At 43.5% G+C, this 21,624-nt stretch carries 18 protein-coding genes; all 18 read left to right on the forward strand.

What is annotated here, in order from left to right; all coding sequences use genetic code 11:
* Positions 1–32: 32 nt before the first annotated feature.
* Positions 33–1,190, forward strand: coding sequence for an FtsW/RodA/SpoVE family cell cycle protein (locus tag G628_RS0106700; protein ID WP_026654313.1), 1,158 nt, complete (start codon positions 33–35; stop codon positions 1,188–1,190).
* A 7-nt stretch (positions 1,191–1,197) separates the two neighbouring features.
* Positions 1,198–2,019 carry a cell division protein FtsQ/DivIB gene (locus G628_RS0106705; protein WP_027208784.1) on the forward strand — a complete coding sequence of 274 codons (822 nt, stop codon included), beginning with the start codon at positions 1,198–1,200 and terminating at the stop codon, positions 2,017–2,019.
* A gap of 121 nt (positions 2,020–2,140) precedes the next feature.
* Positions 2,141–3,382: a cell division protein FtsZ gene (gene ftsZ / locus G628_RS0106710; protein WP_026654315.1), complete on the forward strand. Its 1,242-nt coding sequence runs from the start codon at positions 2,141–2,143 to the stop codon at positions 3,380–3,382.
* Between the two features lie 51 nt (positions 3,383–3,433).
* Complete coding sequence (locus G628_RS0106715; protein ID WP_027208785.1) at positions 3,434–5,395, forward strand: DUF2142 domain-containing protein; 1,962 nt, start codon at positions 3,434–3,436, stop codon at positions 5,393–5,395.
* Between the two features lie 173 nt (positions 5,396–5,568).
* Entirely contained in the window at positions 5,569–6,081 is a 513-nt protein-coding gene (gene nrdR, locus G628_RS0106720; RefSeq protein WP_026654317.1) for a transcriptional regulator NrdR, read from the forward strand.
* Between the two features lie 75 nt (positions 6,082–6,156).
* A complete protein-coding gene (locus G628_RS0106725; protein ID WP_027208786.1) occupies positions 6,157–7,737 on the forward strand; it encodes an ABC transporter substrate-binding protein in 1,581 nt (526 codons plus the stop codon).
* Positions 7,738–7,769: 32 nt separating this feature from the next.
* Positions 7,770–8,714, forward strand: a complete 945-nt coding sequence (locus tag G628_RS0106730; protein WP_026654319.1) for an ABC transporter permease — start codon at positions 7,770–7,772, stop codon at positions 8,712–8,714.
* Positions 8,711–9,535 carry an ABC transporter permease gene (locus G628_RS0106735; RefSeq protein ID WP_196803721.1) on the forward strand — a complete coding sequence of 275 codons (825 nt, stop codon included), beginning with the start codon at positions 8,711–8,713 and terminating at the stop codon, positions 9,533–9,535. Before G628_RS0106730 ends, G628_RS0106735 begins: the two co-directional genes overlap by 4 nt.
* Complete coding sequence (locus G628_RS16675; RefSeq protein ID WP_051199063.1) at positions 9,526–10,326, forward strand: ABC transporter ATP-binding protein; 801 nt, start codon at positions 9,526–9,528, stop codon at positions 10,324–10,326. Before G628_RS0106735 ends, G628_RS16675 begins: the two co-directional genes overlap by 10 nt.
* 2 nt (positions 10,327–10,328) lie before the next feature.
* Positions 10,329–11,084, forward strand: coding sequence for an ABC transporter ATP-binding protein (locus G628_RS0106745; RefSeq protein WP_034461910.1), 756 nt, complete (start codon positions 10,329–10,331; stop codon positions 11,082–11,084).
* Positions 11,085–11,279: 195 nt separating this feature from the next.
* Positions 11,280–11,675, forward strand: coding sequence for a hypothetical protein (locus tag G628_RS0106750; protein ID WP_027208787.1), 396 nt, complete (start codon positions 11,280–11,282; stop codon positions 11,673–11,675).
* A 206-nt stretch (positions 11,676–11,881) separates the two neighbouring features.
* Positions 11,882–13,291, forward strand: a complete 1,410-nt coding sequence (gene aroE, locus G628_RS19155) for a shikimate dehydrogenase (RefSeq protein ID WP_027208788.1) — start codon at positions 11,882–11,884, stop codon at positions 13,289–13,291.
* 42 nt (positions 13,292–13,333) lie between these two features.
* On the forward strand, positions 13,334–14,104 hold the full coding sequence (locus G628_RS0106760; RefSeq protein ID WP_027208789.1) for an epoxyqueuosine reductase QueH: 771 nt from the start codon (positions 13,334–13,336) through the stop codon (positions 14,102–14,104).
* A gap of 202 nt (positions 14,105–14,306) precedes the next feature.
* Complete coding sequence (argS, locus tag G628_RS0106765; protein ID WP_027208790.1) at positions 14,307–16,076, forward strand: arginine--tRNA ligase; 1,770 nt, start codon at positions 14,307–14,309, stop codon at positions 16,074–16,076.
* Positions 16,077–16,163: 87 nt separating this feature from the next.
* The gene (locus G628_RS0106770; RefSeq protein WP_034461911.1) at positions 16,164–17,519 is read left to right on the forward strand and encodes an MATE family efflux transporter; all 1,356 of its coding nucleotides are present in this window, start codon (positions 16,164–16,166) and stop codon (positions 17,517–17,519) included.
* 1,231 nt (positions 17,520–18,750) lie between these two features.
* Entirely contained in the window at positions 18,751–19,284 is a 534-nt protein-coding gene (locus G628_RS18470; protein ID WP_196803722.1) for a DUF6431 domain-containing protein, read from the forward strand.
* A 68-nt stretch (positions 19,285–19,352) separates the two neighbouring features.
* Complete coding sequence (locus tag G628_RS0106780; RefSeq protein ID WP_242827193.1) at positions 19,353–20,621, forward strand: DDE-type integrase/transposase/recombinase; 1,269 nt, start codon at positions 19,353–19,355, stop codon at positions 20,619–20,621.
* A complete protein-coding gene (locus G628_RS0106785; protein ID WP_027208793.1) occupies positions 20,614–21,420 on the forward strand; it encodes an ExeA family protein in 807 nt (268 codons plus the stop codon). Before G628_RS0106780 ends, G628_RS0106785 begins: the two co-directional genes overlap by 8 nt.
* Positions 21,421–21,624 lie beyond the last annotated feature (204 nt).

The raw sequence follows: 21,624 nt of genomic DNA on the forward strand, positions 1-21,624 counted from the left end.
ATATGACAAAAAATATGAGGGGATGATCTGATATGGCAAGAACCGGAGTAAACGTTTTAAGAAGGCAAAGAGAAAGAGAAGAAACATATGTTGACTACAGTTTGATATTTGTAATACTTTTTTTGCTTGCGTTTGGGCTTGTAATGATATATTCGACAAGTACATATTGGGCTAATCTTAAGATGAACGGTGACTCGTCATATTACTTCAAGCATCAGTTCGGAGCAGTATTTGGTGGAATTATTGCAATGATATTTATGTCCTATTTCCCTTATGGGTTCTTGAGAAAGTTTGCTTTTCCGTTGTATGCAACGTCAGTGGTCCTGCTTATCCTGACTCCTATCATAGGAAAAGAGATCAACGGTGCGAAAAGATGGATTCAGGTTCCTTTAATCGGATCTATTCAGCCGGCTGAGATAGCAAAGGTTTCTGTTATCATTTTTGTTGCGGCTTTCATCTTAAGGCTTCAAAAGCTTCTTTTAACTCCCAGAGGATATGGAGTGGCAATAGGATTTCCGGCATTTCTTGCGATAATGATTCGTCTGTGTACCAAGAACCTGAGCTCAGCTATTATCGTAATGGGAATTGCCGTTACCATGCTTTTTGTTGCAACTCCCGGTTATAAGAGATATGTAATGGCAGCTATGTCTGTAGGTGCTTTTGCGGCTGTTACGGTTCTTATAATTGCAAACGCGGGAGCAAAAGGAAGTTTCAGATCCGAGCGAGTTCTTGCGTGGCTCGATCCTCAGGGGCATGCGACAGACAAGGGATTCCAGACACTTCAGTCTCTTTATGCGATCGGCTCCGGCGGAACATTCGGAAAAGGTCTCGGCGAGAGCATGCAGAAGATGGGATTTATTCCCGAGGCACAGAATGATATGATCTTTTCCGTTATATGCGAAGAGCTCGGACTTTTTGGAGCCATTGCCGTAATGCTCATGTTCCTTCTTCTTATCTGGAGACTTATGATCATTGCAAACAATGCACCTGATATGTTTGGAGCACTGCTTGTTATCGGCGTTATGGCACATATTGCTATTCAGGTTATTCTTAATATAGCGGTTGTTACCAATACAATTCCCAATACGGGAATTACACTTCCGTTTATAAGCTACGGTGGTACCGCGGTTGTTTTCCAGCTCGCGGAGCTCGGAATAGCGCTTAATGTGGGAAGAAACATAGGAAGATAGTTTTGATATGGCAAAGAAGAAGCGTAAAAAGAGAAAAAAACGTTCATATACTGCCAGACCGGCTTTTCATCCTTTTGAGAAACTGAGAGACTCCTTTAGATATAAACGGAGTCTTTATGTTATTTCAGGTATAATCACTGCGTCTGCTCTGGTCGTCATAGCGATAGTTTTTTACATTGCGGACAATTACACCGTAAAGAATATCGTGGTTGACGGAAACACTCATTATACCCAAGAAGAGATCGCGGATATGGTTATAACCGATAAGCTGTGCCATAATTCAATTTTTTTGTCCATGAAATATATGAACAAGAGCATTGAAGATGTTCCTTTTATTGAGAAGATCGACGTGGACATAGTTTCGCGCGATACGGTCAAGATCAATGTATTTGAAAAAGCTGTCGCAGGATATATAGCATATCTGGGAAAATATATATACTTTGACAGAGAGGGCATTGTTGTGGAATGCTCTTCCGAAACGACCGAAGATGTCCCTCAGGTTATGGGACTTAATTTTGATTACATTACTATGCATGAAAAGCTCCCTATCGATGATGCTCATCAGGTGATTTTTGGTGAGATCCTTGATATTACGCAGCTTTTAAATAAATATCAGCTTCATGCGGATAAGATTTTTTTCGACAGTGATTTTAATGTTTATCTTTATTTTGGCGGAGTTGAAGTCAGTATAGGTAAAAATGATTATATTGACGAAAAAATTCAACAACTTCGATATCAATTGCCAAAACTTGAAGGACAGACTGGAATTCTTAATCTGAAAGATTTAAATGAAGACACTAAACTATTTACATTTACCCCGAAAAATTAAAGAATTGTGTCTGAGTAAAGTGAAATTTAAACAAAATTCTACTTAAAAAACGGGTTGATAATTGAGTAAAAAAATCGTATCATAGCTAATAAGGAGTCCAAGTTATGAAGGAGGAGAAAACTTGCTTGAAATAAAGTCAAACGATGCTGAAACTACTTGCAAAATCATCGTCGTAGGGGTTGGCGGTGCAGGTAATAATGCTGTTAATAGAATGGTAGACGAAAATATTACCGGCGTAGAGTTTGTCGGTATTAATACAGATAAGCAGGCGCTTCAGCTTTGTAAGGCACCCAAGCTTTTACAGATTGGTGAAAAGCTTACAAAGGGTCTCGGAGCAGGTGCTAAGCCTGAGATTGGTGAGAAAGCGGCAGAAGAGAGTGCGGAGGAAATTTCTGCAGCACTTAAGGGTGCAGATATGGTCTTTGTTACTTGCGGAATGGGCGGTGGAACCGGAACCGGTGCAGCTCCCGTTGTTGCTAAGCTTGCCAGAGAGATGGGGATTCTAACCGTAGGCGTTGTTACAAAGCCTTTCAGCTTTGAAGCACGTGTACGTATGCAAAATGCTATGCTTGGTATCCAGAATATCAAGTCTAATGTAGATACACTTATTGTGATCCCTAATGATAAGCTTCTTCAGATCGTAGACAGACGTACAACTATGCCTGATGCGCTCAAGAAAGCTGATGAGGTCCTCCAGCAGGCCGTTCAGGGAATCACAGATCTTATCAATGTTCCTGCTGTTATCAACCTTGACTTTGCCGATGTTCAGACTGTTATGAAGGACAAGGGCATTGCTCATATCGGTATCGGTAACGGTAAGGGAGACGAGAAGGCTATTGACGCTGTCAAGATGGCGGTTGAAAGTCCTCTTCTTGAGACTAAGATCAATGGAGCTTCAAGTGTTATCATCAATATTTCCGGTGATATCACACTTCAGGATGCATCCGATGCTTCCGAATATGTTCGTCAGCTTGCAGGAAATGATGTAAACATCATCTTCGGTGCAATGTATGATGAAAGCAAGACAGATAATTGTACAATAACTGTTATCGCAACAGGTATTGAAGAGAAGGTTCAGACCAGTACACAGACTAAGGCAGCTGCTGCACAGAGCGCAACAAACCGCGTATTTGCCGCATCTCAGCCTACACCTGTACCAACACCGGTCGTTTCAACACCTATAACACCTATCGCAACTGTACCTCCGGTACAGCCGATAATTTCACCTATCTCCGCTGTGACTGATGCTCCCGCCGCAAATCCATCACCAAGGCCGGGACTTTCAATTAACAGACCAAGCGAGATTAAGGCAACAGTGGAACCCAAATCACTCAAGATTCCGGATTTCCTGCAGAGAAAATAAAATCTAAAAGCTGTCACAGAAGTGTGGCAGCTTTTTTTACGGGGAGTAAGTATGAAGGTTGCTAACGTTTTGAAAGAAAATGTAAGTTATATTGTTATATCAATCATTGTTCTGATTTTTTCTTTTTTGACTATCAAAGGGTCTGTAGGTGGAAGTTTGGAGTTTAGTTTTCCGGCGGAGGGAGTGGATTATTCTACTATTTCGTGGGGAGAGGTTCCTATAGATGGGAACGGACAGGAATTTAGTGTTGATTATAAGGCATGGGATATCGGGCAGTTAGGGCTTAGGATGTCGAATGAAGGCGACGGTGAGTTTGAGCTGCTGATAAAGGACTCCAAAGGCGGAGAGTTTGCAAGAACGTACAATACTTCGGGGCTTGAAGCGGATGATGAGGATGTGACTTGGATTGATGTGGACCGACATGTTTCGGCGGGTAATCTGAAGCTGGTCTTTAAGAATATAAGTGTGAACGGGCTTAAGCTTATTGGATATTCGCAGGAAGATGTCTTGGATGACAGTGGGAATGCGGCTTTGGGACTTAATATGCAGGTTAGGGCGGCTTCTTTTCCCAAGGTGAAGGCATATCTTTTTTCTACTGTATGGATATTGATAGTTCTTGCGGGATTTGTGGTTTTGAAGAAGAGGAGCATTTCCTATGAGAGGCTGTTCTTGGCGTTGTATATCGTAATGGGGATGCTTGCGTTTATGGTATTTACGCCTTTTGCGGAGCCGGATTCGGGCAATCATTACAGGAGGGCGTATGCAATTTCTGAAGGCGACGTGTTTCCTGAGCTTGATGAAAATAATGCGATAGGAAGGTCATTTGCGTGGCCTTTGACGTGGGGGACAGGAGACGGAGTCTCTGTTTCCTGGTATGAAGCACGTAACAGAATGGGCTTTGATGTAAAAGATGCCTCAAATATGCAGTACATAACATATACGAATATTGCGCTGTATTCGCCTGTATGTCACGCGGTTCCGGCTCTTTTTATGGCAATGACAAGGCTGTTTACGCATAGCATGATCGTAATCGATATGGTCGCTAAGATTGCGAATTTTATTGCGATAGGAGCTCTTTTGTATCTTGGAATCAAAATCTCGCCCTTTGGAAAAGAATATTTCCTCTGGATGGCGGTTCATCCTTTTATGATGAAGCAGTATACATCAATATCTCCCGATCTTATGACTGCCGCGCTTGTGTATCTCCTTACTGCGCTGGTTTTAAGACTTAGATATGATGAGAAAGCGTATGCAAAGAAGGGATATCTTGTGGCATTATATATAATTCCGTTTTTGCTGGGGCAGTTTAAGATTGTGTATGTCGCTTTCTGCCTGCTTCTTTTCCTTACTCCGATGGATAAGTTTGAGAGTAAAAAGAGCTATTTTACCCATGCGACGGCGATCGGACTGCTGACAGTCGTGCCTGCGCTTGCGTGGTTTAAGATTTCATCGCATATATTAAGCCTTGGATACTCAGACATAAATGCGACAAACAGAGTGATCGCGATGAATCCCGTTAAATATATCCCGATTCTTCTCAATACATTCAGGATAAAGGGATATGACTATATCATGCAGTTCTTTGGAAGTGCGCTTGTATTTAAAGACGGCACAAATGAGGCAGTGGTACTCATATTTATAATGCTTGTTGCGGCGTATATAAGCAGAAACATTTATATGAACAGGCATAATGAAGCGGAGATTGCTGTCAAGGTGCGAAAAGACGCTGCTTTGAAGGTATTTATGGCAGCGGCGCTCGCCATTACAACGGTTCTGATATTTACGGCTGAGTATGTTCAGTGGACGGATCCGGGAGCTTCAAGCGTAAACGGAGTTCACGGAAGATATTTCTTTCCGTTTATTTTCCCTTTGCTGATTCTTCTTACGGGAGTGTCTGGAACGAAGGAAATTGACGGTGAAGTCTTTATAGAACCATCGAGAAAGTCACTGTTTTCGCTGGTTTCGGTTACTCTTTGTTTCGTCGCACAGCTGTATATAGTGTACCGGCTGTGAGGCCGCTTTATATCGGGATCTGAGACTCTATGTTGTCCGCAATGCCGCATTTTACCTCGCGTCACAGAGTTAATTATAAATTGTGTGGAAAAATACGAAAAATGATGATACAATAATTTGTGGAAATGGATTATGTATAGTCAATATATTGTGGACATAATGGAGGATTCTTTATGAAGTGCCCATTCTGCGGAAAAGATGATACGAGGGTAATTGATTCAAGACCCGCCGATGAAAATACTTCGATCAGAAGGAGACGTGTCTGTGATTCATGTGGGAAGCGATTTACGACCTATGAAAAGGTCGAGACGATTCCTCTTATCGTCATAAAAAAGGGTGACATCAGGGAACCTTATGACAGAGCAAAGATTGAAGCTGGTGTTTTCAGAGCTTGCCATAAGAGACCTGTAAGCGCAGAACAGATAACCAAGATGGTTGACGCCGTTGAGACGGAAGTTTTTAATATGGAACAGAAGGAAATACCGAGCAGAGCTATTGGTGAGATAGTTATGGACAAGATGAAAAATCTCGATCCCGTAGCTTATGTAAGATTCGCCTCTGTATACCGTGAATTTAAAGATGTTAATACTTTTATGGATGAGCTTAAGTCAGTTCTTAAGAAAGAAGCTGACGGTATTATAACCGACTCAACCGATAAGAGCACACCGCTCCTTAAAAAAGAGTAAACTATAGCCTTGACATTTTTTTGTCAAGGCTATAATGTATCTTAGGAAAATAAATTCAGGAAGGATGATTTTAACATGATCACAAGAAGGCATGGCAGAAAAAAAATCTGCGCACTTCTGACTGTTGTGTTAACGACACTGACTGTTGCATTGAGCGGTTGCTCAAGCGACAAGGCAGGGGATTCCGCAAAGAACTCAGGCGCAGATTCATCTGCAACTTCTGAGCAGGCAAATGCGGGAGATACTTCCAAACTTATCGTAGGAATACCTCAGGACATAGACAGTCTTGACCCCCACCACATGACAGGGGCAGGTACGAAAGAGGTAATGTTTAACGTGTTTGAAGGACTCGTTAAGCCCGATGAGAACGGTAATCTTAACCCTGCTGTAGCAAGTGAGTACACAATATCAGAGGACAACAAGGTTTACACCTTTACACTCAGAGACGGAGTAAAGTTCCACGACGGAACCGATGTTACAGCGGAGGATGTCAAGTATTCTTTGGAACGTAACGCGGGAGTTGACGGTAGCGAACCGCTTATTTCTTCTTTTTCAGAAATTGAAAGTGTAAATATTGTTGATGACAAGCATGTTGAGGTAGTACTTAATAAGGCTGATTCGGAGCTTCTTCCGCAGTTTACTGTGGCGATAATCCCTAAAGCCAATGCAAATCCCGAGACAAACCCTATAGGTACGGGACCTTATAAGTACGTTTCAAACGCGCCACAGGAGAGTCTTGTTGTTACAAGATTTGATGATTACTGGGGCGAAAAAGCTTTTATTAAGGATGTAGTTTTTAAGATCGAGGCAAATTCAGATGCGATCGTGCTTGACCTTGAGGGCGGTTCGATAGATATGTACGCAAGAATCCCTTCAGCACAGGTAGCTCAGCTCTCCGACAAGTTCGAGATCTACGAAGGAACCATGAATCTGGTTCAGGCTCTCTATCTTAATAACGCAGTTAAGCCGTTTGATGATGTGAGAGTTCGTCAGGCGCTTTGCTATGCGATCGATCCTCAGGAGATAATGGATTTTGTTTCCGACGGAGCGGGTACTGAGATTGGAAGTGCGATGTACCCTGCATTTACGAAATATTTTTTGCCTGAGCTCAATGATACTTACAACCATGATCCTGAGAAAGCTAAGGCTCTTTTGGCTGAGGCGGGATATCCGAACGGATTTGAGTTTACGATAACCGTTCCCTCCAATTACAAGCAGCACGTTGATACGGCGCAGGTTCTTGTTGAGGAGTTTAAGGCTGTCGGAGTTACGGCGAACATTCAGGAAGTTGAGTGGAACACATGGCTCAGCGATGTTTATACGGACAAAAAATATGAGTCGACGGTTGTAGGATTTGATGCTTCCACAGTATCGGCGGGAGCGCTTCTTGCAAGATATGAGTCGACTTCAAGCAAGAATACATTTAATTACAGCAACAAGGACTTCGACGAGGCGCTTCACAAGGCTACAGAAACAGCCGATGATGCACAGAAGACCGAGTATTACAAAGAGTGTGAGCGTATCTTGTCAAAAGATGCAGCGAATGTCTACATTCAGGATCTTCCTGAGTATGTAGCACTCAATAAGAAATTTACGGGATATGTCTTTTATCCTATTTATTTGCAGGACATTGCAAAGATAAGACCGGCTGAATAAGTCATTTTTAAGAGCTTGCGAGGAATATGCACATGAAATATATCATTAAAAAAGTCATTTCTATGATAATTACTTTAGTGGTTGTTTCACTGTGTGTATTCCTCGCTTTTAGTATAATTCCGGGAGATCCCGCGCTCAAAAAGCTGGGAACGGAGGCTTCTCCCGAACTCATCGCTCAGACAAGAGAGCAGATGGGATTAAACGATCCTGTTATAGTCAGGTACTTCAGATGGTTTGCAGCTTTTTTACACGGTGATATGGGGAAAAGCTACAACTACAGCGTTCCTGTTGCGGGAATGATCTTAAATAAGATACCGATTACGCTGACTATGGCGATCATGTCCTTTTTACTTACAATTGTGGTTTCGATTCCGATGGGAATCATCACGGCCAAACACGAGGGGGGAGTGCTGGACCGCGTAGTTACGGTTATAAATCAGATAATCATGGCCGTTCCGCCTTTCTTTTCGGGAATACTTATAACTTTTATTTTTGGAATGGTATTTAAACTCTTTACTCCGGGCGGATTTGTTTCGTACACGGATAATTTTGCGGGATTTGTGGGATATCTGATCTTTCCTTCAATCGCTGTTGCTCTTCCTAAGATCGCTATGACGGTCAAGATGCTCAGGGGAAGCGTCATTGACGAGGCGAAAAAAGATTACACGAGAACCGCTTACAGTAGAGGAAATAACACGAACGGCGTTCTTTACAGACATGTTCTTAAGAATGCGCTTATTCCGGTCATAACCTTCCTTGGCATGCTTCTTGCCGATATGGTTGCGGGAAGTATTGTAATAGAGCAGGTTTTTGGAATTCCGGGAATAAGTAGAATCCTTCTTACGAGCATAAGCAACAGAGATTACCCTGTGGTTGAAGCCATAATCATGGGAATTGCGATGATAGTTATTGTCACCAATCTTTTGGTGGACATTATTTATAGAATTGTTGACCCGAGAATAGGGATTGAAGAATGAGAGATAAATTTACGGAAGATTTTAAGAAAATAAAAAAAGATCCCTATATGTGCGCGGGTGTCATTATTACCGGAATTATCCTTTTGATGATAGTAGTGGGACTTTTCTGGATGCCGTATGAACCGACCAAGATGAGTGCGGCAGAAAAGCTTCAGGGGATTTCTTTTAAACATATTATGGGAACCGATAACATGGGAAGAGATGTGCTCAGCAGAGTTATGTACGGAAGCAGGGTTACGTTTCTGATCGCTCTTGGAACCGTGTTTATCGGTGCGTTTGCGGGAACACTCATCGGAGCGCTTACGGGTTACTTCGGCGGGCTCTTTGATGAGATCACGATGAGAGTTATTGATGCGATGTTTGCGTTTCCGAGCATTTTGCTGGCTCTTGTGATTGTCAGTGTTTTCGGAACGGGATGGATGCAGCTTCTTCTTTCACTCGGAATAGCATTTATTCCGAGCTTTGCAAGGATCGTAAGGGGAGAAGTGCTTCGTTGCCGCAATACGGATTATGTGGAAAGTGCCAAACTCCAGGGTGTATCTGATGTCAGGATGATATTCGTACATATTTTGCCCAATATAAAGGGAGTTCTGGCTTCGTCGATACTTATCGGATTTAACAACGCGGTGCTAGCGGAAGCGGGACTTAGCTATCTGGGCGTCGGTTCCCAGCCACCGTATGCAAGCCTTGGAAAGATGCTTTCGGATGCGCAGCAGTACATGTTTACGACTCCAAGTTATTGTCTTTGTCCCGGACTTGTGATTGTTTTGATGGTTTTGGGCTTTTCGTTTTTGGGTGAGGGAATCAGAAGATGGGAGTGATACTTGACGTAACTGATCTTCATATAGAGTTTCACGATCACGGGTTTCCCGAGGTCGCGGTGGAAGATTTTGACCTGATGCTTGAAGAGGGCGAGATTGTCGGTATTGTCGGAGAGTCCGGCTCGGGAAAGAGCATGAGCGCGCTTGCGATAGCGGGGCTCTTAAGCAGGCATTCGATCACCAAGACGGGAAGGATCATGTTTAACGGGGACGATCTTCTTACCTGCGACAGAAAGACTTTGAGGTCGTATCAGGGAGATGAGATCTCGATGATCTTCCAGGAGCCGATGACGAGTCTTAATCCGGTTAAAAGAATCGGGTGGCAGGTTGAGGAGTCTCTTTTCATCCATCATCCCGATATCGATAAAAAGAATCGCAAAGAAATGGCGATAGAGATGCTGAAGGCTGTTGGCTTAAGTGATGCGGAGAATATTTATCACATGTATCCGCATGAACTTTCGGGCGGAATGAGGCAGAGGGTTATGATTGCGGCCGCGATGATAGGAAATCCCAAGATACTTATCGCTGATGAGCCAACGACGGCACTTGATGTGACTGTTCAGGCGCAGATAGTCGAGCTTCTTAAAAAGATTAACAAGGAGCGCGGAACGTCGATCATCTTTATTTCCCATGATCTTAGCCTTGTAAGTCAGCTCTGCGAGAGGGTTATCGTGATGCAGAAGGGAAATATTGTTGAGAGCGGCGATACTGCGAGGGTGTTTGGGACTCCGCAGGATCTTTATACCAAAAAGCTGATCGCGGCTATCCCAAAGATTGACATAGGAAACTGATTATGAGTGAGGATAAGGTTTTAAGAGCCGCTAATCTTAATGTTTTTTATAAGAACAGAAAGAGAAAGCTCTTTTCCAAAAATAAAAAAATACAGATTCTTCACGATGTGACTTTCGAGATGGAAGAGGGTGAAGTGCTTGCGATCGCAGGCGAGTCCGGATGCGGAAAGTCGACGCTTGCAAGGACGATAGTCGGGATCAATAAGGACTACACGGGCGAGCTTATGCAGAAGTACGAGGGGCCGCAGATGGTGTTCCAGGATCCGTACAGTTCGCTGAATCCTTCCAAGAAAGTTGGCTGGCTTATGGAGGAACCGCTTAAGGTTGATAAGAAGCGGAAGTGGACGAAGGAAGAGCGCCTTGAGCGGGTAAAAGAGGTGATGAAGGATGTTGAGCTTCCTGTTGAGATGCTGGACAGATATCCTTCACAGCTTTCCGGAGGACAGAGGCAGAGAGTGTGCATAGGTATTGCACTTATGAGATATCCGAAACTGCTTATCGCTGATGAGCCTGTTTCTGCACTTGATGTGACGATTCAGTCGCAGATTATGGAACTGCTCAGGTCGCTTCACAAAAAGCTCGGGATATCCATAATTTTCATATCTCATGACCTTAGGGTGGTCTACCAGATCAGTGATCACGTGATGATCATGAAGGACGGCAGGATAATTGAGCATGGTAAGACGGATGAGGTGTACAGGCATCCTCAGGCTGAGTATACCGAGCGGCTATTGAAGGCGGCGGGCATCAGAAAGTGAGGCAAAAAGCATTTTTGACTTAGGGTAACTTTATGAAAGTAATATTTTATGCGAGATTTCATAATTTTTTTATAATTAACGCTTAATTTATGGGCTTTTCTTCCGATATATATTTTAAAAGGGCGACAGTGTGTTACCTTAAACGATTACGTTTTTCACAGTAGCAGATGTGGCAAGGAAAGGAGGCTTGGTGTTATGGCGATTAGCAGAGTTAGCAGGTATGGTGGAAGCAGTGCTTACAAATATCCGACAACTGTGGGTAATGACGCAAAAGATAATACCGAGTTCCTTGATAAAGCTGAGACCGGTGCACAGGGTAATGCAGAAGAGGAGCTTTCGAGCGATCATGTGCAGAGGGGAAATGCTTCTATTGATAATGTTGCGATTTCTTTTGGAATCTATGACGATGCTTCGGGAAATCTTTTGGGAATGGATGGCCTTATATCAAATGACATGATGCAGGCTATTTCCGGAATGCAGAAAGATCAGATTCTTCGCGAGTATCAGTATTTTGTGGGAGACGATCTTTCGGGAAATAAGAGCAGTATCATTGCCAGTACCGAGGATGGACTTGTAATAAAGAAGAATTAAACTTTGGGAAAGTCAAATATAGAAAAGTGCGAAAGGGACGCTGTGATCGCGTCTCTTTTTCTTTATGCTTGAAGCAAAATTTTTTTACATGATAAAAAGCAATTTGCCATGGGCTCAGAGAATTGCTTTATTAGAGAATAGAAGGTACAATTTAGCATAAGACAAAAATGACCGTGAATATAAATGAACAGAAGAGGTGACAGAATATGAATCATACTGATGGAAATACATTGACATGCGGACTGATAGGGAATCCCGTGAGACATACATTGTCTCCTCTTATTCATAATTCAATCGCAGCGATGAAGGGAATTAACCTTGTTTATGTTCCGTTTGAGGTGCCGAAGGGCGGCGTGAAGAACGCTGTCAGGGGTGCAAATGCTCTCGGAATAAAGGGACTTAACGTTACGGTTCCGTATAAGAGTGATGTTATCGACCATCTTGTTGAGGTTGATCCGCTTGCGGAGGGAATCGGTGCGGTTAATACGCTTGTGAGAACGGAAGGTGGATTTAAAGGCTACAACACCGATATGTCGGGGCTTTACCATGCCATGCAGGATGAGGGCATAGTGCTTGACGGGGAATGTGTTGTTATACTCGGCGCCGGCGGAGTTGCAAGGCCTGTTGCATATCTTTGTGCAAGCAAAGGTGCAGAGAAGGTGTACGTTCTTAACAGAACATATGAAAAGGCTGAAGCTGTGGCAAAAGAAGTTAACAGCGCGCTTGATGAGAGCCTTGGTGAAAAAATAATTCCCATGCCGCTTGAAGATTATAAAGAGCTTTTGGAGAAAGAAAAGAGATTCTTTGTTGTCCAGTGCACGTCAGTAGGTCTTTTCCCCGATGTGAACAGTGCGCCGATCGAGGACGCAGAGTTCTATAAGCATGTGTACGCGGCGATAGATGTAGTGTACAAGCCGCTTGAGACTAAGTTTATGAAGATGGTTAAGGATGCCGGTGGAAAGGTCTTTTCCGGACTTAAGATGCTTCTGTATCAGGGAATCGATGCATTTGAGCTGTGGTTTGAGGAAGAGGGCGTTAAGATAAGTAAAGAAGAGGCTGACATCATATATAAGTCGCTTATGATGGAGGTTCTGGGCGCGACCAACATAATCCTTGAGGGCTTTATGGGAAGCGGGAAGAGCACGGTTTCTGAGATTCTTTCCGATAAGCTTGATCTTGAACTGATAGATACCGATGAAGCAATTGAAGAGGCTGAGGGCAGGAAGATTTCCGATATTTTTGAGCAGGACGGCGAGGAAGCTTTCAGGGATATGGAGACCGGACTTGTGGAAATGATGGTTTCGGATCATATGAGAGAAACTGTTATTTCGCTTGGCGGCGGGCTTCCTGTCAGAGAGAAGAACAGGGAACTTCTTAAGAAGGTTGGCAAGGTCGTGTATTTAAGGACGGCGCCCGAGACTGTGTATGATAGGCTTAAGGGCGACGACACAAGGCCTTTATTAAAGAGCGAAGATCCTCTTGCAAGGATAAAAGAGCTCCAGGATAAGCGTGGAAAGATCTACGAAGAGGCGGCGGATATCATTGTTGATACGGATGGAAAGACACCTGCGGAAGTTGCGGATGAGATTATTTCTGCGATAGGCTTTGCGGATTAAAAGGAATATAATAAAAAGCACTTTTTAGAAAGAAATATAGAAGTGAACAAGGTTAACTATTCTAAGGAACTGGAAAAGAGAATACAGGAGTTTCAGAAAAACGGCGAGGTGCCAAAGCTTCTTTTGCATGCGTGCTGTGCACCCTGTTCTTCGCACTGTCTTGAGTATCTTCGGGAATATTTCGACGTGACGGTATTTTTTTACAATCCAAATATTACTGAGAGTGCGGAGTATTACAAGAGGGTTGCCGAGGAGAAGAGGCTTATAGATGAGTACAACAGGCAGGTTGATGCGCAGGATTTTGCCGGGATGCACTCGGATGAGCGCGCGAGGAAGATAGGTATCATTGAGGGTGAGTATGACGTGAAGGAGTATCTTGATGCCGTGCGCGGGCTTGAGGATGTTCCCGAGGGCGGAGAAAGGTGCAGAAAATGCTTTGAACTGCGGCTTAGAAAGACTGCTGAGATTGCGGCAAAAGAGGAATTTAAGTATTTTACAACGACGCTTACAATCAGTCCTTTGAAGAATGCGGATGTCTTGAATGAAGTCGGGGCACAGGCTGCGGAGTTTGTGAATGAGAAGATTGAAGCCGGAGAGATGGAGTCTTTGGATGCCGGCGGCGAAACTCATGGCGACAGAGCAGTTTGGAACGGCGGGAAGGTAGTTTTTTTGCCATCTGATTTCAAGAAGAAGGAAGGCTATAAGAGGTCTATAGAGTTGTCGCAGAAATTCGGGCTGTACAGGCAGGACTACTGCGGATGCGGGTTTTCAAAGGCGGAAAGAGAAAGGCAGAAGACCGAGGCGGCTGATTGATGGCTTTGGGCCGATCGGAATAAAGCGGCGGAATGAGTGGTTTGTGGCTGATCTTGATAATGTGCGGCATAGCGGCGCGTGGCATTTGACGTTGCCATAGATAGTAGATTTTGATAAAATCGTGTAGTTGGTAATCTAAAGAAATACCGAATCGGTGTTTCTTTTTACGGAAATAAAAAGCTTTTAGAAAGAAGGTTTTGATTTGGATAAAGTATTAGAGATTATATCAAAGGAAGTCGGAGATGCGTTTGAGAAGGCAGGATATGACAGGGAGCTCGGAAGGGTTACCATTTCAAACAGACCCGATCTGTGCGAGTATCAGTGTAACGGTGCAATGGCGGGTGCCAAGAAGTACGGCAAGGCTCCGTTTATGATCGCTGATGATGTTGCCGCAAATCTTGCAGGCAACGAGATGTTTGAGAAAGTTGAGTCGGTTAAGCCGGGATTTCTCAATATCATCGTGAGCGGTGATTTTGCAAGAGGTTACATCGTAAAGATGCTTCATGAGAAGCACATGGGTGTTACAATGCCCGGTCATGAGCCTTCATATATCATCGATTACGGCGGACCTAACGTTGCAAAGCCCCTTCACGTGGGGCATCTTCGTTCTGCCGTTATCGGAGAGAGTATCAAGAGAATCTTGAGATACACAGGAAACAAGATTATCGGTGACGTTCATCTCGGCGACTGGGGACTTCAGATGGGACTTGTTATCACGGGGCTCAAGGAGAGAAAGCCAGATCTTTGCTACTTTGATCCCGATTATACAGGTTCTTATCCCAAGGAGGCGCCTTTTACCGTATCAGAGCTTGAGGAAATCTATCCTGCAGCAAGCAAGAAGTCCAAGGAGGACGAGGCATTTAAGGCTGAGGCTATGGAAGCAACCAAGCTTTTGCAGGACGGATACAAGCCTTACAGAGCTCTTTGGCATCACATTTTGAATGTGTCTGTAGAAGATCTTAAGAAGAACTATAACAAGCTCGGAGTATCTTTTGACCTCTGGAAGGGCGAGTCTGACGCGCATGTAGCAATCCCTGACATGGTTGAGTATATGAAGAGCAAGGGATATGCGCATGAGAGCCAGGGCGCGCTAGTAGTTGACGTTGCAGAGGAGACTGATACAAAAGAGATTCCGCCTTGCATGATTCTTAAGTCTGACGGAGCTTCTTTGTACAACACAACAGATCTTGCGACTATCAGACAGCGTATGGACGAGGTTCATCCTCAGGGAATCATCTATGTTGTTGACAAGAGGCAGGAGCTTTATTTCACACAGGTATTCCGTTGTGCAAGAAAGACAAAGCTCGTTATGCCTGAGACAGAGCTTCATTTTGTAGGTTTCGGAACAATGAACGGCGCTGACGGCAAGCCTTTCAAGACAAGAGAGGGCGGCGTAATGCGTCTTGAGAATCTCATTTCTGAGATCGATGAGAAGATGTTTGCAAGAATCAAGGAAGGTAATCCTGAGATTTCTGACGAGGAGGCAAAAGATACAGCGCACAAGGTTGCCGTATCTGCCATTAAGTACGGAGACCTCTCAAACCAGCCTTCAAAAGATTATATATTCGATATTGATAAATTCACTTCTTTCGAGGGAGATACAGGTCCGTACATCCTTTATACAATGGTACGTATCAAGTCTATCCTCAAGAAGTTCGAGGAAGCAGGCGGAAACGTAAAGGATGCAAAGCTTGGCAATCCCGACAGCGATGCTATGAAGAGCCTTATGCTTCTTCTTACAAGATTTGCCGATTCGGTTGAGAGCGCAGCCAAAGATCTTGCTCCTAACAGAATCTGTGCATATATCTACGACCTCAGCAATGCATTCAACAGTTTCTACCACGGAACAAGAATCCTTGCAGAGACAGATGAGTACAAGAAAGAGAGCTACATTGCTCTTCTTGCGATAACACTTAAAGTATTAGAGACAGGAATAGACCTCTTAGGCTTCAACGCGCCTGAGAGGATGTGAGCGATATATGGAATGAGTAACCACAGTATTTTCGTGCTTGCACGAAAAATACTGTGGTTATATCGCTGTTTTTTATGGGAAATTGATATGAGTAAACAAATAAATGAGACAAATCATATGTTCAGCAACAGGAAACTCTTTCTGTTGCTGATTCCTATTATAGCTGAACAATTCCTCACTTCTCTTATGGGCATGGCAGATTCCATGATGGTAAGTACCGTCGGGCCTGCGGCTCTTTCGGGAGTGTCGCTTGTTGATGCTGTAAATCTCCTTGTTGTTCAGGCATTCAATGCCATGGCAACAGGCGGAGTTATCATATGCTCAAACTACATAGGTCAGAAAAATCTCAAGAAGGCCAATGACTCTGCAAGACAGGTACTTTTGGTCTCGCTTTCGATATCTCTTTTTATGACAATTCTGGGACTGATTTTCAGGACAAGCCTTTTAAGCCTTATATTTGGTGAAGTTGATGCTGATGTAATGAGAGCTTCGCAGATTTATTTTCTTTTGACCATAATATCATACCCGTTCGTATCGCTTGCAGCGGCGGCCAGCGCGATTTTCAGGGCGCAGGCAAATACGGGGCTTCCTATGAAGATTGCTATTATTTCAAATATGCTTAATGTTGTGGGAAACGCCGTGCTTATCTATGTTTTCAGGATGGGCGTTGCGGGTGCGGCGACATCTACGCTTGTTTCAAGGATGTTTAACGCTGTTGTGCTGCTGGTGCTTCTCAGAAGCAAGAAGAACGAGATATCTGTGAGAGATTATATGAAGATTCGTCCGCATAAGCATAGCATTAAGAAGATTCTTGCTATGGGTGTGCCGAACGGAATCGAGAATTCCATGTTCCAGTTCGGAAGACTTGCGATTCAGTCGTCTGTTTCAACGCTCGGGACAATAACCATTGCGGCGCAGTCTATGACTGTTATTTTGGAGAATGTAAACGGTGTGGCAGGTGTCGGAGTCGGAATCGGCCTTATGACTATTGTTGGGCAGTGCCTTGGCGCAGGCAAGAAGGATGAAGCTGTTTTTTATACCAAGAAGATGATCAAATGGGGATATATAGCGGTGCTTACGAGTTGCCTCATTGCATATGCGATTGCGAGGCCGGTAACAGTGCTCGCAGGAATGCCTTCTGAGAGTGCGAGACAGTGTATCTATATGATGGGTTGGATTACGATCATTAAGCCTCTTTTTTGGGCTCCTTCATTTGTGACTGCTTATGGTATGCGTGCTGCAGGAGATGTTAGATTTTCGATGATCGTATCAACACTTACCATGTGGCTTTGCAGAGTTTCACTTGCAACTTATCTCATTCGCGTTGCGCATATCGGCGCTATGGGTGTTTGGATTGGTATGTTCTGTGATTGGGGAATAAGAGCAATCATATTCACGATAAGGTTTGCGAGCAAGAAGTGGATTCATAAAGTGGTGGAGTAAGTTGGGTGCGGATTCGCAGAATACTGTTGTGAGAAAACACCGGATGCGGATTCGTAGAATACTGTTGTGAGAAAACGCCAGATGCGGATTCGCAGAATGTTGTAATGAGAAAGCGCCGGATGCGGATTCGCAGAATGCTGTAGTGAGAAAACGCCAGATGCGGATTCGCAGAATGCTGTAGTGAGAAAGCATCAGATGTGTAAAATAGCGTGTTGGCGCGGAGCTGTGCACCTGATTTACGCAAAGAAGTGAGGCGGACTTGTGGCAGAGTTTGCTTTGTGATAGAATAATTTCTGCTTTTATGTTGTTATGTATATTATTCGGTCGCCGGTTCCGGCGCCTGTATCTTGAGTTATCCGTTCGGATAAGGATTTTCACTGAGAATTTAGCAGTGTATTTGGGATGTATTTGAGAATGCTTTGCAGATGAGTTTTATTTGGGAACTTTTGTTTGAACAGGGCTAGTGTGATGTCTTGTTGACAATTTGATAAATTACTTGTGAAATAATCCATGTACTGCGTTGTCGTCAATCGTCGATGCCCGCATCGACTTAATCCTCTGCCTTGTACATAAATCATTTCACTTCGCAATTGATCAAAAGTCAGCAAGACATCACACTAGTGTACTGGCACGATGATAATTTGGTAAACTACTTGCGAAATAATTGCATGCAGGACTATGTGCTGAGCATGAAGAAGCATGGATAATTGTGGCTGGCATGGAGGTGATATGACCCTATAGTGTTGTGAGTACAAATAGGACCATGCTATGTGCCGGAAATAAGCACAGAATATCAGGTCTGCAAAGGAGAAATATGACCCTACGGTGTAATGAGAGCAGATAGGACTGTCACGCGGCAAATTAACTTTCCATCCGCCCGCAATTCCAACGCATATTAAAATCGTTTTTTTTGTTTCTTATCTATCACTATCGTGCTGTTTTTTACGGCACGCTTTTTTCTTGTATCTGTAGTCTTAATACTGTATAGTTTTTCCTGTTGTTTATTGACTAAATAAAAAGAGGAAGAACCCATCCGACCAAAGATCCGTTCTCCCTCATAACCAAACTTAAGCGCTGTAAACAGGTCCTGTGCAGGATCTAAGTCCTAATTAATGGTTGCCTGTGCATAAACAGTCATCTTAAGAATCGCCTTGTTATGATACGAGAGAATCAATTAAAATGCAACCTTATCCGACAAAAAAATTCAACAAAAACTCTGTTTGATTCTTTTATGACATCGTTCAAGCCAAAGAAAACAAAGTGTCCTTCATGCGGGCGTACCGGCGATTGCAATAGCTTTGCCAAGTATAATCGTTATGTTGTGGACTTTATAAAGGGCAAGCCCGTCTCATCTACGATTGAGATTGTACGTGTAAAGTGTTCCTGTGGCTGTACGCATGCCATTCTTCCAGATCCTATAATCCCATATGATTCTTATAGTCTTTTCTTCATCCTCCGTGTTCTCACAGAATACGCCATGAAGCGTTATACCGTTTCAAATCTCTGTGATCGCTTTGGGATTTCTCCATCAACACTCTATCGCTGGAAAGATCTCTATAAAAAACATCGGCTTGAATGGCAAGGGCTTTTAAAAACTTTAGAGCAGACCTTCTTTGCTTCATTGGTGGAGCTCGCCTTTCTTGCTCCATACTCCTCCCATGCATTGTCTTTTTTGCAGAAAACAGGCATGTCTTTTTTGCAATCACACAAAAATCCAACGCACTTGCCGCGGAGCAAATCTCCTCCGGATTTCAATTGCCCGTAATCACACGACACGGGAATGGTAATCCCCTCTTGCCTCATCTATGATGCAACCATAGGAGGTAAAGAATTATGAACGATACAAAAAAACTATCAACTGCAACTGAGATTGCTCAATTCCGTTTCGCTCTGATTGCCCCGGTGATCCAGGGTCTGTTTCCTGACGCCTCAAGAACAGCTTATTACAAAAGAGTAACGGAAAAGCCGCTCACTTTTCCGGATGGCACCGTAAAAGAAATCAAATATAAAACCCTCGAAAAGTGGGTATCAAACTACCAGCGTTATGGCTACGATGCTCTGTTGCCATCTGAACGTTGCGATAAAGGATGCACCCGTGTACTCACAGACACTGCAATAGAAGAGATTTTTCGTCTCAAACAAGACTTCCCCCGGCTAAACGCTACTCAGATTCATGCGCAGCTCATACAGAACGGATTCATTCCTGCAACTGTAAACGTCTGCTCTGTACAACGCTTTATCAAGAACAATGATCTAAAATCTGCCCGCAACCCAAATATTCGAGACCGCAAAGCTTTTGAGGAAGACTCATTCGGGAAGATGTGGCAAACAGATACCTGCTACTTCCCTTACATAACAGAGGACGGAAAATCACATCGTGTCTATGCCATATGTATCATTGACGATCATTCAAGACTTATAGTCGGCGGAAAACTCTTTTACAATGACTCTGCCGCAAACTTCCAGTCTGTATTCAAGAATGCTGTCGCAACATACGGAATTCCTGCTAAGCTTTACACCGATAACGGCGGCCCTTATTCGAACGACCAGCTTTCTCTAATCTGTGGCTCTATCGGTACCGTTCTCCTTCATACAAAAGTTCGCGACGGTGCAAGCAAAGCCAAAATAGAAAGATTTTGGAGAACCACCAAAGAGCGTTGGCTCTATGGACTCGATATGGATTCCATTTCATCCCTTGAGGAGTTCAATACACTTTTTGCTGAATATATTCGCAGCTACAATACAACACTCCATACAGGCATAAACTGTACTCCTTTTGAAAGGTATCAGGCTTCAGTAAAAAATGTTCAGTCCCCCAAGTCCCGCGAATGGCTTGATGAATGCTTCTTAAACCGTATCATTCGTAAGGTGCGAAAAGATGCAACTGTTTCCTTCGGAAAAGTATCCTATGACGTCCCAATGCAGTTCATTGACATGAAAGTCGAGATACGTTTTCGTCCGGGAGAAATGGATTCTGCGTTCATCCTTTTCGAAAAAGAGCATTATCCGATACGTCCTACGAACAAAGTTGAGAACTGTCATACAAAACGCAACAATGGTCCCACCATTGATTATTCGAAGTTAGGAGATTCCAATGTATAATGACTATTATTCACTTGCATTCAACCCTTTTGACAAACAACAGATTTCTGAAAAAGACTGTTTTCGTTCAAAGGATTTCGATGAAATGACGTCAAGACTCAATGTCTTAAAAGATGTCCGTGGAATCGGGCTTTTTACCGCAAGCCCAGGGATGGGAAAATCTTACTGCCTGCGTTGTTTTGCAAAAAGCCTCAATCCAAATCTTCACCATATGGAATACATCTGTCTTTCAACAATCAGCGTTGCCGACTTTTATAAACAGCTCTGTATAATCCTGGGTGTTAGTGAAAAAGGTGGCAAAACCGCCATGTTTAAAGCCATCCAAGAACAGATCTACTATCTGTACCACGAAAAACGGCAACCGCTCCTTCTTGCCATAGATGAAGCGCAGTATCTTTCAAACGGAATCTTTAATGACATCAAGATGCTGATGAATTACGGCTACGATTCCGTCAACTGCTTCACACTCATCCTTTGTGGAGAATCTCATTTAAATGACATACTCCGCAAGCAGATCCACGAAGCTCTCCGTCAAAGGATAACTATACACTATAATTATCAAGGGCTTACAGATGATGAAGTAATGAGTTATGTCGTTCACAAGTTGAACTGCGCCGGAAGCTCTAAAGCAATAATCGACGAATCGGCACTCCGCGCCGTGGCAAGCCATACACATGGAAATCCAAGGCTGATCGATAATCTTATGAGCGATGCTCTTGTAATCGGTTCCCAGCAGGATAAAAAAAGTATTGATACTGATATAATCCTTGCTGCTGTAAACAATCAGAATCTCGGATAAGGTATTAAATTTTCAATGAGCAAGGCTGTGGTTTCCGCAGCCTTATTTCAATAAAGGATTTTTCCTATGCTGAAATAAACCCGCGAATAGCGTGCCGCTACACCGTCAGAATCATGCTGTTAGCGAAAAGACTGCGCCGTTCAAGCGGAGAAATCGCAGAAATCAATTTGCAATAACCCCCGCTCTCAATTCGCCGTTTGACAA

The organism is Butyrivibrio hungatei NK4A153, from assembly GCF_000424465.1.
GTDB lineage: Bacteria > Bacillota > Clostridia > Lachnospirales > Lachnospiraceae > Butyrivibrio > Butyrivibrio hungatei_A.